The following is a 12,919-nucleotide window of genomic DNA, read 5'->3' on the forward strand; positions in this document are numbered from 1 at the left end:
TTTGTTCTAATCCCCAGCCGTTGATGATCACGCAGCGGAGCTTTCGTGTCGGGACAGGTTTTGCGGATAGGGACGCGCAAGAGCGCGATGGCGCTGGCGCAGACGGACGAGGTCGCGCGGCTGCTGCGCGCCTCGGCGCCGGACCTTACCGTCGACATCGTCAAGTTCGAGACCCGCGGCGACCAGGACCAGACCAGCAAGCTGTTGCGTCACGGCGGCAAGGGCGGCGCCTTCGTCGCCGAGATCCGCGAAGCCATGCGATCGGGCACGCTACAGGCGGCGATGCATTCGCTCAAGGACGTGCCGGGCAATGAGGAAACGCCGGGTCTCGTCCTCGCGGCGATGCTGGCGCGCGATGCCGCCAATGACAGCCTCGTGCTGCGGCCAGGCCTGACGCTGGATGCGTTTCGCGCCGCGCGCGGCAAGGGCTTCATGATCGGCACCAACGCCGTGCGCCGCGCCGCCTATCTGCGGAGGCTGTTTCCGGAGGCGACGGTCATTCATTTCCGCGGCGCTGCCGACACGCGAATTGCAAAACTCGATCGCGGTGCCAAGCAGCGGCTGCCGGATGGCGGCGATGTGGGGCCGGCGGATGCGCTGGTGATGGCGCGTTCCGGCCTGGAGCGCATCGGCATGACCGCGCGCATCGCGCATGATTTCTCCGTCGACGAGATGCTGCCGGCGGTTGGCCAGGGCATCGTCGCGGTCGAATGCGTCGAGACCGATTGGGCGACGCGGGCGCGGCTTGCTGGTATCGACAATGCGCAGTCGCGGCTTGCCGCCGAGGCCGAGCGCGAGGTGCTATGGGTGTTGAACGGCCACTGCAACTCGCCGATCGCCGGCCACGCCACGCTCGCTGGAAACGAGCTGACGCTGCGTGCCTCCGTGCTCGACGAGGCCGGTGCCGGCTTCATCGAGGTGACGCGTTGCGGACCGGCGGACCGGCCGCGCGAGCTGGGCCGCGCCGTCGGCATGGAGCTGCTCGCGAAGGGCGCCGCCGAGATCATCGCCCGGACCCGGGTGGACGAGTAGCGTCCGCCGTTACGCGCGCAACGGCCAGCTTCCGATGATGCGGAAACGGGATGCGCCGTCGGCTTGCTTGAACAGCGCGATCCGGTCAACGGCGAGCGTCGCAAGGTCGATCGCCGCGAACCGCTCGCGCAGCCGCGCCACGATCGGGCCGCGCCGCTCGTCGCTCAGCCGTCCGGTCAGGGTCATGTGGAAGCGGAATTCCTCCATGACGTAAGGATAGCCCCAGCGGTCGAGATAGTCGCGCTGCCGCTCCGTGAGCCGTTCGGGCTTGCGGCGCGCGCGATCTTGCGGCGTCAGCGGCGCACGGAACGCGTCGAATTCGGTGACGCAATCGGCGGCGAACTGTTGCAGATCATCCGAGCGGCGCGCCGGGATCACGGCGATGAAGCCGCTGATGGCATCGACTACAGGTTCGATCACCGGAATGCGCCGCGCGCGGCCGGCGAAGGCGGCGCAGGCGTCGAGCAGCTCGGACTCGTTCCGGCCATCGGCGAGCGCGGTCGGCGCCTTCAGCGTGGCGTGAAAACCGTACTTGCGCGGGTCTTCCGTCACCTCGCGCCAGTCGGGCGCAACGCCATCGGGAAACGGCAGGTCGTCGCCCGACACGGCATCGTAGCCGAGCAGCGTCGAGCCGAAGCGGTGCAGGACGCTGTCGGGTGACGGCGCATAATAGATCGCGTAGCGCGGAGTGTTGGCCATGGCGGCAGAACAGGTCCTGACTATGCTGCCGCAACCGTCTTGCGCGGTGCGAGCGAATGAACGAGGCAGCTCGCATCGGCCAGATGCACCAGCCGTCCGGCTGCGATCACGGCGACGATGCGCGGCCGCAGCGGCACCTTGTCGTCGACGACGATGATGTCGGCGCGGCGGCCCGCAGCGAGCATGCCGCGATCGGCAAGCCCCGCCGCGCGTGCCGGCGCCGACGAAATCAGGTCCCAGGCTTTGGTGAGCGGCAGGATGCCATCGGCGGCGAGGCGGAACGCGGCGAGCAGTTGTGCCGGATAATAGTAGTCCGACGCCAGCACCGAGCAGAGGCCCTGTGCGATCATGTCGGATGCCTTGGTCCAGCCGGTGTGGCTGCCGCCGCGCACCACATTGGGCGCGCCGAATATGATGAAGTCGCCGGCGGCGGCGGCATCGCGCGCGGTCTCCTCATTGACCGGGAATTCAGCGATCGTGGCGCCGAGCGCGCGAAACTCCTGGCGCATCGCCGGGCTGTTGTCGTCATGCGAGAGCATGCGAATGTTGGCCGCGCGTGCAGCCGCAGACAGCCGCGCGATCGAGGCCGGCACCTCGGGACGGCGCGCCACGATCCGATCGAGCATGTCGTTGACGGCTTCGATGGAGAGCCCGGTGCGTTCGGCGAGCTGGTTGCGCTTCTTCGGCTTGACGTTGCTGTGGTCGTTGAATGCGAACAGGTCGATGCGGCCTTCGCTGAGCCATTGAATGATCTCGGCCTCGGCCTCGAGATTGTGGGTCTCGTGGCGCAGATGGAAGCGGGTATCGGCGGCGAGCTGTGGCCGCAGCGCCTCGATCGCATCGAGCAGCTTGCGTGCATTCTCCGCGCTGCGTAGACCGGGCTCCCACGACCAGGTCGTACCATGGAACACGGTGGTGATGCCGTTGGCGATCGCCTGCCGGTCGCTGTCGATTAGCGCGACGTCGGTCGGGAAATCGACGCTGGGGCGCGGCATCATCTGCCGCTCGAACGCGTCGCCGTGCAGATCGATGATGCCGGGCAGCACCAAGAGGCCGCCGGCATTGATGTGGAGCGCCGCGCGGCCCTGTTCGGCGTCGAGCGCGCCAATGTCGCGGCCTGAGGTCCGCAGCGAGGTCTCGACCAACGCACCGTCAACCAGCGTGCGTCCGCCTTCAATGAAAATGTCCGTCACCTTACGGCGCTCCATTGCTTGTTCTGTGATTGGGATACGGCCTCGGCCTCATACTTGTCGAGGAATTCCTCGACCGCGAGCTTGCGGAAGTCGGGCAGGACACGACGAAGTGTTTCGTGATCCCAGTCCCACCACGCGAGCGCTGTGAGGCGATCCGCTGTTGTCTCGGAGAAGCGCCGCTTGACCGGACGCGCCGGATTACCGGCAACGATGGTGTAGGCGGGCACATCCTTGGTCACGATCGCGCCGGCGGCAACCACGGCGCCGGTTCCGACGTTGCGGCCCGGCAGCAGGATCGCGCCATGACCGATCCAGACGTCATGGCCGATATGCACGCGATGCGCACGTCGCCAGTTGAAGAAGTCGGTGTCGTCGCTCTCTCCGGGAAAATAGGCGCTGGCGCGGTAGGTGAAATGTGCCTGGGTCGCGCGATGCATCGGGTGGTTGCCGGGATTGATGCGGGTCATCGCCGCGATCGAGCAGAATTTTCCGATCGAGGTGTAGGTGATCTGGCTGTCGTTCACGACGTAGGAATAGTCATCCATGCTGACTTCAAGCAGGATCGTGCGTGCGCCGACCTCGGTATATTTGGCGAGCTTGCTCTCGCGCACCGACGCAGTCGGGTCGATCGTCGGCACAACCGAGAGTGTTTTTCCGGCCATCGGGGCCTCCGCAAATCTTGTAAATCTTTGCCTTCCGGGGAGATGCGCGCTCGTCATCGGGATGCTTGATGACAACATCATGACGCTGCGATGACGTCAAACGAACGACAAGGGAGGGGTGTGGACGATCGCCGCACTGCAACGCCACGTCACATAACTGTCAAGCACCGGGGATAGCGATGGCCCAACACGACGCGGTTGGAGCATTGCATGCTGGTGGTGGAAGGTTTGACGTGCCGGTTCGGCACAAAAGCCGCAGTCGATAACGCATCCTTTTCGATCGCGCCGGGCAGCTTTGTCGGCGTGATCGGCCGCTCCGGTGCCGGCAAGTCGACGTTGCTGCGGATGATCAACCGTCTCGCCGATCCGACCTCCGGCCGTATCCTGTTTGAAGGCACCGATGTCACCGCGCTGCGCGGCAAGGCGCTGCGGCAGTGGCGAGCGCGCTCGGCGATGATCTTCCAGCAGTTCAATCTCGTCGGCCGTCTCGACGTGCTGACCAATGTGCTGATGGGCCGGCTTGCCCAGATCCCGTCATGGCGTTCGCTGGCGCAGGTCTGGCCGGAGCAGGACAGGGCGCTCGCGCTGTCCGCGCTCGATCAGTTCGACATCGCCCAGCTCGCGGCGCAGCGCGCCGATCAGCTCTCCGGCGGCCAGCAGCAGCGAGTCGCGATTGCTCGCGCGCTGGTGCAGGAGCCGGACATCATTCTTGCCGACGAGCCGATCGCCTCGCTCGATCCGCGCAACACCAAGATCGTGATGGATGCGCTGCTGCGCATCAACAAGCATTTCGGCATCACGGTGCTCTGCAACCTTCATTCGCTCGATCTGGCGCGAACCTATTGCGACCGCCTGATCGGCATGGCGGCAGGACGCGTGGTGTTCGACGGCGCGCCCGTAGCGCTGACCGACCATATCGCCCGCGAGCTCTATGACCTCGAGGCCAATGACGTCATGGGCGGCGCGCCAATGCCCGCGCCGGACGGCGCGACCGTTCCGGCGCTCGGCACCGCTGCCGCAGCCTGAGCGGCGCGCATCTTCCAATCTGCGAGGCCGGGCGTCTTGCCCGGCCAACAGGTGTAACTACAAAAGAGGGGTAGTCATGTTCACTCGTCGCATCATTCTGGCCGGCGCCGCCGCACTGGCGTTCACGGGCTCGGCATTCGCGCAGGACTGGAAAGCAAAATATCCCGAGCTCACCTTCGCGGTGGTGCCGGCCGAGAACGCCTCCGGCGTCACCGAGCGCTGGACGCCGTTCGTGGCCTATCTGTCGAAGGAACTCGGCGTGAAGGTCACGCTTCGCATTGCCAACGACTACGCGGCCGTCATCGAGGGTCAGCGCGCCGGCAACATCCAGATCGCCAGCTACGGCTCGGCCTCGTTCGCGCGGGCCCGCTTGACCGGCGTCAAGACCGATGCCTTCGCCAACGACATCAACGCTGACGGTTCGACCGGCTATTACTCTGTATTCTTCGTCAAGGCGTCGAGCCCGTACAAGAGCGTCGACGATCTGAAGGGCAAGAACCTCGGCCTGGTCGATCCGAACTCGACCTCCGGCAACAACGTGCCGCGCTTCGAGCTCGACAAGATGGGCATCGCCGACGCCGACACCTATTTTGGCAAGGTCGTGTTCACCGGCAGCCATGAGAATGCGGTCCTCGCGCTGGCGCAGGGCACCGTCGACATGGCCGCCAACCAGTGGACCAGCGACGACGATTCCACGCTCGCACAAATGCTGACCAAGGGCATGCTGAAGAACGCCGACGGTTCGGCGATGAAGAAGGACGACTTCCGCATCATCCACAAGTCGGCGCCGATCATCAACGGGCCATACGCCTACAACGCCGATCTTCCGGAAGACCTGAAGGCTGCGATCGCAAAGGCCTTCTTCGAGGCTCCGACCAAGGACAAGGCGGCTTTCGAGCGTCTCTCCGACGGCCAGAAGAAGGGCTTCCATCCCGCCACCACCAAGGACTGGGATGGCACCGTCGAGCTGATCAAGTTCGTCGACAATCTGCGCAAGAAGAAGGCGAGCTGATCGCCTGACGTCACGAAGGCCGGGCCCGATCGCCCGGCCTTCTCTCCTCTCAACTCCGAACCGGACTGGCACGCGCCGATGGCGACCGCCGTATCCATTCTTCCGGCGCAGCAACTGGCCACGCTGGAAGACGCCTACCGCAGGTCCGTGGCGCGCAAGCGGCTGAAAGCTGCGCTGGCGGCGGCGATATTCTGCGCGGCCCTGCTGATCGCGGCGTTCGGCGCGGAGGTGAACCTGCGCACGCTGTTCACCTATTTCGGCAACTTCGTCAGCTATTTCGACCGCATCCTGACGCTCGAATCGGGCGCCCGGGTCTGGACCGATTTTCCCGAATGGTTCTGGGGCTGGCAGAAATGGCTGAAGATGCTCGGCGAGACGATCCTGATCAGCTATGTCGGCACGCTGACCGGCGCCGTGTTCGCCTTCGCGCTGAATTTCTTCGCCGCCCAGAACACCTCGCCGGGACCGTGGGTGCGCTTTGTCATCCGTCGCCTGCTCGAATTCGCCCGCACCGTGCCGGGCATCGTGTTCGCGCTGATCTTCGTGATCGCGTTCGGCCTCGGGCCGATGGCCGGCGTGCTGGCGATCGCGATCCACACCACCGGGGCGCTCGGCAAGCTGTTCGCCGAGATCGTCGAGAATGCCGACATGAAGCCGGTCGAGGGCATCCGCTCCACCGGCGCGAGTTGGCTGTCCTGCATGCGCTTTGCCGTGTTGCCGCAGGTCTCGGCGGGCTACGCCAGCTACGCGCTGCTGCGCTTCGAGATCAACGTCCGCGAGGCGTCGGTGATGGGCTTCGTCGGCGCCGGCGGCATCGGGCAGGAGCTCGTGGTCGCGATCCGCAAGTTCTACTATTCCGACGTCAGCGCCATTCTCGTCACCATCATCGTCACCGTCTTCATCATCGACATCTCGACCGGCTGGTTGCGTGGCCGGCTGTTCGGCAAGGAGACCCGGCGATGAGCCAGCTGCCGAAGCCGGACACCGCGGAACTGCGTGCGAAATATCCCGGCGTATTCGAGCGCCCGGCGTCGGCGCGGCTGGCGCTGCCGGCGATGATCGCAGCGGCGGTCGCGATCTTCGTCTACGGCCTGGTCGATCTCGATTTTTCGCCGACGGAGCTGATCACGGGGATGAGCCAACTCGGCTGGATCACCATGATGATGATCCCGCCCAATCCCGGCGCATCGTTCCCGCTCTACATGCAGGCGCTCGGCGAGACGCTGTCGATCGCGCTGCTCGGGACCACGCTCGCGGCGCTCTTTGCGTTGCCGGTCAGCCTGCTGGCGGCGCGCAACATCATCCCCTCGAACCTGATCCGCTTTCCGGTGCGCCGCTTCCTGGATTCGATCCGTGGCGTCGATACGCTGATCTGGGCGCTGGTCTGGATCAACGTCGTCGGCCTCGGCCCGTTCGCCGGCGTGCTGGCGATCATGGTCTCCGACTTCGGCGCGTTCGGAAAGTTGTTCTCCGAGGCGATCGAGGCGGCGGATCGCAAGCAGGTCGAGGGCATCCGCGCCTCCGGCGGCAACGCGCTGCATGAAATCCGCTTCGGCCTGCTGCCGCAGGTGCTGCCGGTGATCGCCGGCCAAGTACTCTATTTCATCGAGTCGAACACCCGTTCAGCCACCATCATCGGCATCGTCGGCGCCGGCGGCATCGGGCTACAGCTCGCCGAGCAGATCCGCGTGCTGGAATGGCAGAAGGTGTCGTTCCTGATCCTGATGATCCTGATCGCGGTCGCCGCGATCGACTTCATCTCGAGCAAGCTGCGCTTTGCCATCATCGGGCAACGGGCCGTGGTGTAGCTTGCCGCGCGCTCAATCCTTCTCCCCTTGTGGGAGAAGGTGGCGCGAAAGCGGTGCACCGTCAGTGTGGCGGCACGCTCAGCTATTCTCGACGAGAAACTCGACGCGCTCGGCGGCAAAGCGCGAGCGTTTGGTCACCAGCGGGCGATCCAGCATGTCGACGTCGGTGGCGTCGACCACCAGCACCGGCCGGCCCAGCGGCAAATCGAGCCGTGCAGCGTCGGTCGCATCGGCAATCGCCGCGGTAATTCGGGTCGAGGCGCGGCGGTAGTCCCTCACGCCGTAATGCCCGAGCAGCTTGGTCATCGAGCGAACATCGGCGAATACGCTGCCGGCATCGGGAAACCGCTCGGCCGACAGCCAGGTAGTCGAAACACAGATCGGCGTCCGGTCGGCGAGCCGCACCGCCTCGATCCGGATCAGCGGCGCACCGATCTTCAGGCCGAGCTCGCGCGCGATCTCGCGATTGGCGACGTCGCTGCCTGCATCGATCAGTTGGCCGCGCGGCTCGTGGCCGCCGGCGCCGACGATCTCGGAGAATCGCGTGCGTGAGCGTAGCGGATAGGCAAGGCGCTGAGCTTCGACATAGGTGCCGCTGCCGCGCTCGGCGCGCACCAGGCCGCGCTCCGCCAATGCGGCGAGCGCCCGCCGCACCGTGTGGCGGTTGACCCGGTAAGTCTCGGCGATCTCCATCTCGCCGGGCAGCTTTTCGCCCGCAGCAAAGCGGCCGTCGGCGATGCCGCGCTCGATGCCGTCAGCGACTTGCCGCCACAAGGCGACGCCAGAACTTTCCTGCATGCTCATGGCGCGGTGATACCAGAAATCTTCGGTTTGTCACGAAACAGTCATGGCGCTCGGCTATCAAGTTGTCTATTATCATAGACAACTTGATGCAAGCAAGGTTGCCCATGAATCCGACCATGAGTTCGACCGGACCAGACAGCAAACAGGCCCAGCGCAAGGCCGCGATGACGGTGCTGGCGCATTCCGCTGCGGCCGACATCGCAGGCAGGCTGGCGGCGATCGCGGTGCCCAGCCATGAGAACCTGCGCGAGCCGGAGAACGGCCTCGTGATGATGCGCGGGCGGATCGGCGGTGACGGTGCGCCATTCAATCTCGGCGAGGCGACGGTGTCGCGCGCGGCAGTGCGGCTTGTGACCGGCGAGGTCGGCTTCGGCTACACGCTCGGCCGCGACGCGCACAAAGCGCAAATGATCGCACTGTGCGACGCCATGGTGCAATCCGCGGAGCTGTCCGGCGAGGTCGAAGCGAAGGTGATCGCGCCGCTGCGTGTCACCATGAATGCCGAACGCGCCCGCAAGGCCGCCGAGACCGCGGCGACGCGGGTTGATTTCTACACGATGGTGCGCGGTGAGGGGTGATGCAATGACGACGATTGCCGAAATGCCCGCAGGCTTCGCCGACAAGGTGCTGTCGGCACAATCCACGTTTCGCTCCGTGATGGATGCGATGGCGCGCCCGGGCAGCGTGCAGCGCGTCGCCGCTGATGTCGGAACGCCCGCCGGCATGATGCGCGGCTCGGCCGCGATCGCGCTGACGCTGTTCGATCACGACACGCCGATCTGGCTCGATGCCGCGATGTCGGCAACGCCGGATGTCGCGCGCTGGCTGAAGTTTCACGCCAGCGCGCCGGTGGTTACGGATTCCGCGATCGCAAGCTTCGCGCTGATCGGTGATGCGGCGAACCTGCCGGCGCTCGAGCGTTTCGCGTTCGGCAGCAGCGAATATCCTGACCGGTCGACCACGCTGATCCTGCAGGTCGACAGTCTGACGCAGGGCCCGGCCTTCGAGCTGAAGGGGCCCGGCATCGACGGCAGCGCGGTGTTGCAGGCGATGATCAAGCCGCGCGACCTGTTCCAGCGACTGTCGATCAATGAAGTCCTGTTCCCGCGCGGCATCGACGTCGTGCTGGTCCATGACGACAAGATTGTCGCGATCCCGCGTACCACGCGGCTGATCGCAAGCGGAGTGTGAGCGATGTATGTAGCCGTCAAGGGAGGCGAGCGCGCCATCGAGAACGCCCATCGGCTGCTGGCGCATGAGCGGCGCGGCGATCGCGATGTGCCCGAGGTGACGCTGGCGCAGATCTCCGAGCAGCTCGCGCTCGGCGTCGACCGCGTGATGACCGAAGGCTCGCTCTACGATCGCGAACTCGCGGCGCTCGCGATCAAGCAGGCGCGGGGCGACATGATCGAGGCGATCTTCCTGGTTCGCGCCTTCCGCGCCACGCTGCCGCGTTTCGGCACCACCGAACCGGTCAACACCAGCGAGATGTTGGTGCGGCGGCGCATCTCCTCGACCTTCAAGGACGTTCCGGGCGGTCAGATCTTGGGGCCGACCTTCGACTACACCCATCGCCTGCTCGATCCGCAGCTCGCGGAAGGGTTTGTGCCGGAGCAGCCGGCGACCGCGGAAGCGTCGCAGGCGGCAACGCCGCGGGTCACCGACATTCTCGGCCGCGACGGCTTGATCGAATCGTCGCCGCAGGCGGATAGCGACACGCCGGTCGGCGACCTCACGCGCGAGCCGCTGAACTTCCCGGCCGATCGCGATCTGCGGCTGCAGAATCTGGCGCGCGGCGACGAGGGATTTCTGCTCGCGCTCGGCTATTCGACGCAGCGCGGCTACGGCCGCAATCATCCCTTCGCCGGCGAGATCCGCTTCGGCGAGGTCGAGGTCGAATTCTCGGCCGAAGACGTCGGCTTTGCGGTGCCGCTCGGCTCGATCGAGCTCACCGAATGCCAGATGGTCAACCAGTTCAAGGGCTCGACCACCGAGGCGCCGTGCTTCACCCGCGGCTATGGCCTCGCCTTCGGTCAGAGCGAGCGCAAGACCATGTCGATGGCGCTGGTCGACCGCGCGCTGCGCGCACGCGAGCTGGGCGAAGAGGCGGCGGCGCCGGCGCAGGACGAGGAGTTCGTGATGTCGCACTCCGACAATGTCCAGTCGACCGGCTTCGTCGAGCATCTCAAGCTGCCGCATTACGTCGACTTCCAGTCCGAGCTCGGTCTGCTCCGCAAGCTGCGGCAGGAATTCGCGGAGGCCAACGCGGCCGTGGAAATGCAGGAGGCCGCGGAATGAACGCGCCGACATACAATTTCGCCTATCTCGACGAGCAGACCAAGCGGATGATCCGCCGCGCGATCCTGAAGGCGATTGCAATCCCCGGCTATCAGGTACCGTTCGCGAGCCGCGAGATGCCGATGCCTTATGGCTGGGGCACCGGCGGAGTGCAGGTGACGGCGGCGATCCTCGGTCCCGACGACGTGCTGAAGGTGATCGACCAGGGCTCGGACGACACCACCAACGCGATCTCGATCCGCAAGTTCTTCGGCAAGACCGCGGGGGTTGCGACCACGACCTCGACCACCGATGCGACCGTGATCCAGACCCGGCACCGCATTCCCGAGGCGTCGCTGCACGCGGGGCAGGTGCTGGTCTATCAGGTGCCGATCCCCGAGCCGCTGCGCTTCCTCGAGCCACGCGAGACCGAGACGCGGCGCATGCACGCGCTCGCCGAATACGGGCTGATGCACGTCAAGCTCTACGAGGATATCGCACGCTTCGGCCACATCGCGACCGCCTACGCCTATCCGGTGAAGGTGAATGCCCGCTACGTGATGGACCCGTCGCCGACACCGAAATTCGACAATCCGAAGATGGACAATTGCGCGGCGCTGCAGCTGTTCGGCGCCGGCCGCGAGAAGCGCATTTACGCGATTCCGCCCTACACCACCGTGGTCTCGCTGGATTTCGAGGATCATCCATTCACGCGCTATCGCTTCAACGCGCCCTGCGCGCTGTGCGGCGCCGACAACTCTTATCTCGACGAGATCGTCACCGACGACAAGGGCGGGCGGATGTTCGTCTGCTCCGACACCGACTTCTGCGAGCAGCGCCAGGCCGCCGGCCATCACGGCACCGAGAGCGCGGCGCCGCACAAGGAGAAGGCGCATGTCTGAGCTCTCGAGCCTCGACAACGATCAGCCGCTGCTGGTGGCCGAGGGGCTTGCCAAGAATTACGGCCGGCTCCCGGCCTGCCGCGACGTCTCGTTCGCGCTCTATCCCGGCGAGGTGCTGGCGATCGTCGGCGAGTCCGGGTCGGGCAAGTCGACCTTGCTGCAACTGCTCTCCGCGCAGCTCGCGCCGAGCGCGGGACGGGTGTCCTACCGGATGCGCGACGGCGTGCTGCGCGATCTCGCCGAACTCGGCGAGGCGGAGCGGCGCTTCCTGTTCCGCACCGACTGGGGCTTTGTACATCAGGACCCGGCGCAGGGATTGCGCATGGGCGTGTCGGCCGGCGCCAATGTCGGCGAGCGGCTGATGGCGGTCGGCTGGAATCACTATGGTCGTATCAGAGACACCGCATCGACCTGGCTCGACCGCGTCGAGATCGATGTCGGCCGCATCGACGATGCGCCGAAGACCTATTCCGGAGGCATGCGGCAGCGGCTGCAGATCGCGCGGAATCTCGTCACCGAGCCGCGGCTGGTGTTCATGGACGAGCCGACCGGCGGCCTCGACGTCTCGGTGCAGGCGCGGCTGCTCGACCTGATGCGCAACCTCGTCAGCGAGCTCGGCCTCGCCGCCATCGTCGTAACCCACGATCTCGCGGTCGCGCGGCTGCTGTCGCATCGCGTGATGGTGATGAAGGGCGGCCGCGTCATCGAGACTGGTCTCACCGACCAGGTGCTCGACGATCCCCGCGAGCCGTATACGCAGCTGCTCGTTTCCTCGATACTGCCGCCATGAGCTTGCCAATGACCGCGATGATCGAACTTGCCAACGCCGAGAAGACCTTCACCATGCATCTGCAGGGCGGCGTCGAGCTGCCCGTGGTGCGCGGCGTCTCGTTCCATGCCGATCCCGGCGAATGCGTGGTGCTGTCGGGCCCGTCGGGCGCCGGCAAATCCTCGATCCTGAAGATGATCTTCGGCAATTATCGCTGCGACAGCGGCCGGATCGGCATCCGCCATCGCGGCAAGGTGGTCGACCTCGCCACCGCCGAGCCGCGCCAGGTGCTGAGCATCCGCCGCTCGACGATCGGCTATGTTAGCCAATTTTTGCGCGCGGTGCCGCGGGTGGCGACCATCGACGTCGTCGCCGAGCCGTTGATCGCCAACGGCGTGGCGCGCGAGGAAGCCCGCGAACGCGCCGGAAAACTGCTGCGCCGGCTCAACATTCCTGAGCGGCTGTGGACCTTGCCGCCCTCGACCTTCTCCGGCGGCGAGCAGCAGCGCGTCAACATCGCGCGCGGCTTCATCTCGGATCTGCCGATCCTGCTGCTGGACGAGCCGACCGCTTCGCTCGATGCGGCGAATCGCGCAGTGGTGGTCGAGCTGATTGCGGAGAAAAAGACCGAGGGCGTCGCGATGGTCGCGATTGTCCATGACGACGAAATCCGCCATCTGATTGCCGACCGTATCGTGGACGTGACCTCGTTCGCCGCTGCTGCCTGAAGGACCG

Annotated in this window: 15 protein-coding genes; 11 read left to right on the top strand and 4 right to left on the bottom strand. The window is 65.9% G+C overall.

Features of this window, described 5'->3' with window-relative positions:
• Positions 1–60: 60 nt before the first annotated feature.
• A complete protein-coding gene (hemC, locus tag ACVIGA_RS32300) occupies positions 61–1,032 on the top strand; it encodes a hydroxymethylbilane synthase (protein WP_456670939.1) in 972 nt (323 codons plus the stop codon).
• A gap of 9 nt (positions 1,033–1,041) precedes the next feature.
• On the opposite strand, the gene ACVIGA_RS32305 is transcribed toward hemC, so the two are convergent.
• Genes ACVIGA_RS32305 through ACVIGA_RS32315 form a run of 3 tightly spaced genes read right to left on the bottom strand, consistent with a single transcriptional unit; the run spans position 1,042 to position 3,586 of the window.
• A complete protein-coding gene (locus tag ACVIGA_RS32305) occupies positions 1,042–1,731 on the bottom strand; it encodes a DUF1045 domain-containing protein (RefSeq protein WP_456669177.1) in 690 nt (229 codons plus the stop codon).
• A gap of 20 nt (positions 1,732–1,751) precedes the next feature.
• Positions 1,752–2,924, bottom strand: coding sequence for an alpha-D-ribose 1-methylphosphonate 5-triphosphate diphosphatase (locus ACVIGA_RS32310; RefSeq protein ID WP_456669178.1), 1,173 nt, complete (start codon positions 2,922–2,924; stop codon positions 1,752–1,754).
• Complete coding sequence (locus ACVIGA_RS32315; protein WP_456669179.1) at positions 2,921–3,586, bottom strand: chloramphenicol acetyltransferase; 666 nt, start codon at positions 3,584–3,586, stop codon at positions 2,921–2,923. The genes ACVIGA_RS32310 and ACVIGA_RS32315 overlap by 4 nt, the downstream gene beginning before the upstream one ends.
• A 210-nt stretch (positions 3,587–3,796) precedes the next feature.
• On the opposite strand from ACVIGA_RS32315, the gene phnC reads away from it, so the two are divergent.
• The 4 genes from phnC (at position 3,797) to phnE (ACVIGA_RS32335) (ending at position 7,432) form a co-directional block, all read left to right on the top strand.
• On the top strand, positions 3,797–4,612 hold the full coding sequence (gene phnC, locus ACVIGA_RS32320; protein ID WP_375779536.1) for a phosphonate ABC transporter ATP-binding protein: 816 nt from the start codon (positions 3,797–3,799) through the stop codon (positions 4,610–4,612).
• 76 nt (positions 4,613–4,688) lie between these two features.
• Positions 4,689–5,624, top strand: coding sequence for a phosphonate ABC transporter substrate-binding protein (phnD, locus tag ACVIGA_RS32325; RefSeq protein ID WP_223969895.1), 936 nt, complete (start codon positions 4,689–4,691; stop codon positions 5,622–5,624).
• A 78-nt stretch (positions 5,625–5,702) separates the two neighbouring features.
• Positions 5,703–6,587 carry a phosphonate ABC transporter, permease protein PhnE gene (gene phnE, locus ACVIGA_RS32330; protein WP_456669180.1) on the top strand — a complete coding sequence of 295 codons (885 nt, stop codon included), beginning with the start codon at positions 5,703–5,705 and terminating at the stop codon, positions 6,585–6,587.
• Positions 6,584–7,432, top strand: a complete 849-nt coding sequence (gene phnE, locus ACVIGA_RS32335; RefSeq protein ID WP_456669181.1) for a phosphonate ABC transporter, permease protein PhnE — start codon at positions 6,584–6,586, stop codon at positions 7,430–7,432. Before phnE (ACVIGA_RS32330) ends, phnE (ACVIGA_RS32335) begins: the two co-directional genes overlap by 4 nt.
• A gap of 78 nt (positions 7,433–7,510) precedes the next feature.
• Here phnE (ACVIGA_RS32335) and phnF read toward each other — a convergent pair whose 3' ends face one another.
• A complete protein-coding gene (gene phnF, locus ACVIGA_RS32340) occupies positions 7,511–8,236 on the bottom strand; it encodes a phosphonate metabolism transcriptional regulator PhnF (protein ID WP_375779540.1) in 726 nt (241 codons plus the stop codon).
• Positions 8,237–8,352: 116 nt separating this feature from the next.
• Here phnF and phnG point away from each other — a divergent pair, with 116 nt between their 5' ends.
• The 6 genes from phnG to phnL are packed head-to-tail and all read left to right on the top strand — an operon-like array spanning position 8,353 to position 12,912.
• Positions 8,353–8,814: a phosphonate C-P lyase system protein PhnG gene (gene phnG / locus ACVIGA_RS32345; protein WP_456669182.1), complete on the top strand. Its 462-nt coding sequence runs from the start codon at positions 8,353–8,355 to the stop codon at positions 8,812–8,814.
• 4 nt (positions 8,815–8,818) lie between these two features.
• On the top strand, positions 8,819–9,427 hold the full coding sequence (phnH, locus tag ACVIGA_RS32350; RefSeq protein WP_456669183.1) for a phosphonate C-P lyase system protein PhnH: 609 nt from the start codon (positions 8,819–8,821) through the stop codon (positions 9,425–9,427).
• A 3-nt stretch (positions 9,428–9,430) separates the two neighbouring features.
• Positions 9,431–10,534, top strand: coding sequence for a carbon-phosphorus lyase complex subunit PhnI (locus tag ACVIGA_RS32355; RefSeq protein WP_456669184.1), 1,104 nt, complete (start codon positions 9,431–9,433; stop codon positions 10,532–10,534).
• Positions 10,531–11,415, top strand: coding sequence for an alpha-D-ribose 1-methylphosphonate 5-phosphate C-P-lyase PhnJ (locus tag ACVIGA_RS32360; RefSeq protein WP_016846424.1), 885 nt, complete (start codon positions 10,531–10,533; stop codon positions 11,413–11,415). The genes ACVIGA_RS32355 and ACVIGA_RS32360 overlap by 4 nt, the downstream gene beginning before the upstream one ends.
• On the top strand, positions 11,408–12,205 hold the full coding sequence (phnK, locus tag ACVIGA_RS32365) for a phosphonate C-P lyase system protein PhnK (protein ID WP_050423104.1): 798 nt from the start codon (positions 11,408–11,410) through the stop codon (positions 12,203–12,205). The genes ACVIGA_RS32360 and phnK overlap by 8 nt, the downstream gene beginning before the upstream one ends.
• Before the next feature lie 8 nt (positions 12,206–12,213).
• Positions 12,214–12,912 (top strand): phosphonate C-P lyase system protein PhnL, encoded by a 699-nt coding sequence (gene phnL, locus ACVIGA_RS32370; protein WP_456669185.1) that lies wholly within the window; start codon positions 12,214–12,216, stop codon positions 12,910–12,912.
• Positions 12,913–12,919: the final 7 nt, after the last annotated feature.

Source organism: Bradyrhizobium sp. USDA 3240, assembly GCF_054063295.1.

Excerpts from the sequence above, each read along its gene's own strand:
- phnG (WP_456669182.1), top strand. The coding sequence starts at position 8,353 with ATGAGTTCGACCGGACCAGACAGCAAACAGGCCCAGCGCAAGGCCGCG.
- phnH (WP_456669183.1), top strand. The coding sequence starts at position 8,819 with ATGACGACGATTGCCGAAATGCCCGCAGGCTTCGCCGACAAGGTGCTG.
- ACVIGA_RS32305 (WP_456669177.1), bottom strand. The coding sequence starts at position 1,731 with ATGGCCAACACTCCGCGCTACGCGATCTATTATGCGCCGTCACCCGAC.
- phnC (WP_375779536.1), top strand. The coding sequence starts at position 3,797 with ATGCTGGTGGTGGAAGGTTTGACGTGCCGGTTCGGCACAAAAGCCGCA.
- ACVIGA_RS32315 (WP_456669179.1), bottom strand. The coding sequence starts at position 3,586 with ATGGCCGGAAAAACACTCTCGGTTGTGCCGACGATCGACCCGACTGCG.
- phnF (WP_375779540.1), bottom strand. The coding sequence starts at position 8,236 with ATGAGCATGCAGGAAAGTTCTGGCGTCGCCTTGTGGCGGCAAGTCGCT.
- ACVIGA_RS32360 (WP_016846424.1), top strand. The coding sequence starts at position 10,531 with ATGAACGCGCCGACATACAATTTCGCCTATCTCGACGAGCAGACCAAG.
- phnD (WP_223969895.1), top strand. The coding sequence starts at position 4,689 with ATGTTCACTCGTCGCATCATTCTGGCCGGCGCCGCCGCACTGGCGTTC.
- phnE (WP_456669181.1), top strand. The coding sequence starts at position 6,584 with ATGAGCCAGCTGCCGAAGCCGGACACCGCGGAACTGCGTGCGAAATAT.
- phnE (WP_456669180.1), top strand. The coding sequence starts at position 5,703 with ATGGCGACCGCCGTATCCATTCTTCCGGCGCAGCAACTGGCCACGCTG.
- phnL (WP_456669185.1), top strand. The coding sequence starts at position 12,214 with ATGACCGCGATGATCGAACTTGCCAACGCCGAGAAGACCTTCACCATG.
- ACVIGA_RS32355 (WP_456669184.1), top strand. The coding sequence starts at position 9,431 with ATGTATGTAGCCGTCAAGGGAGGCGAGCGCGCCATCGAGAACGCCCAT.
- phnK (WP_050423104.1), top strand. The coding sequence starts at position 11,408 with ATGTCTGAGCTCTCGAGCCTCGACAACGATCAGCCGCTGCTGGTGGCC.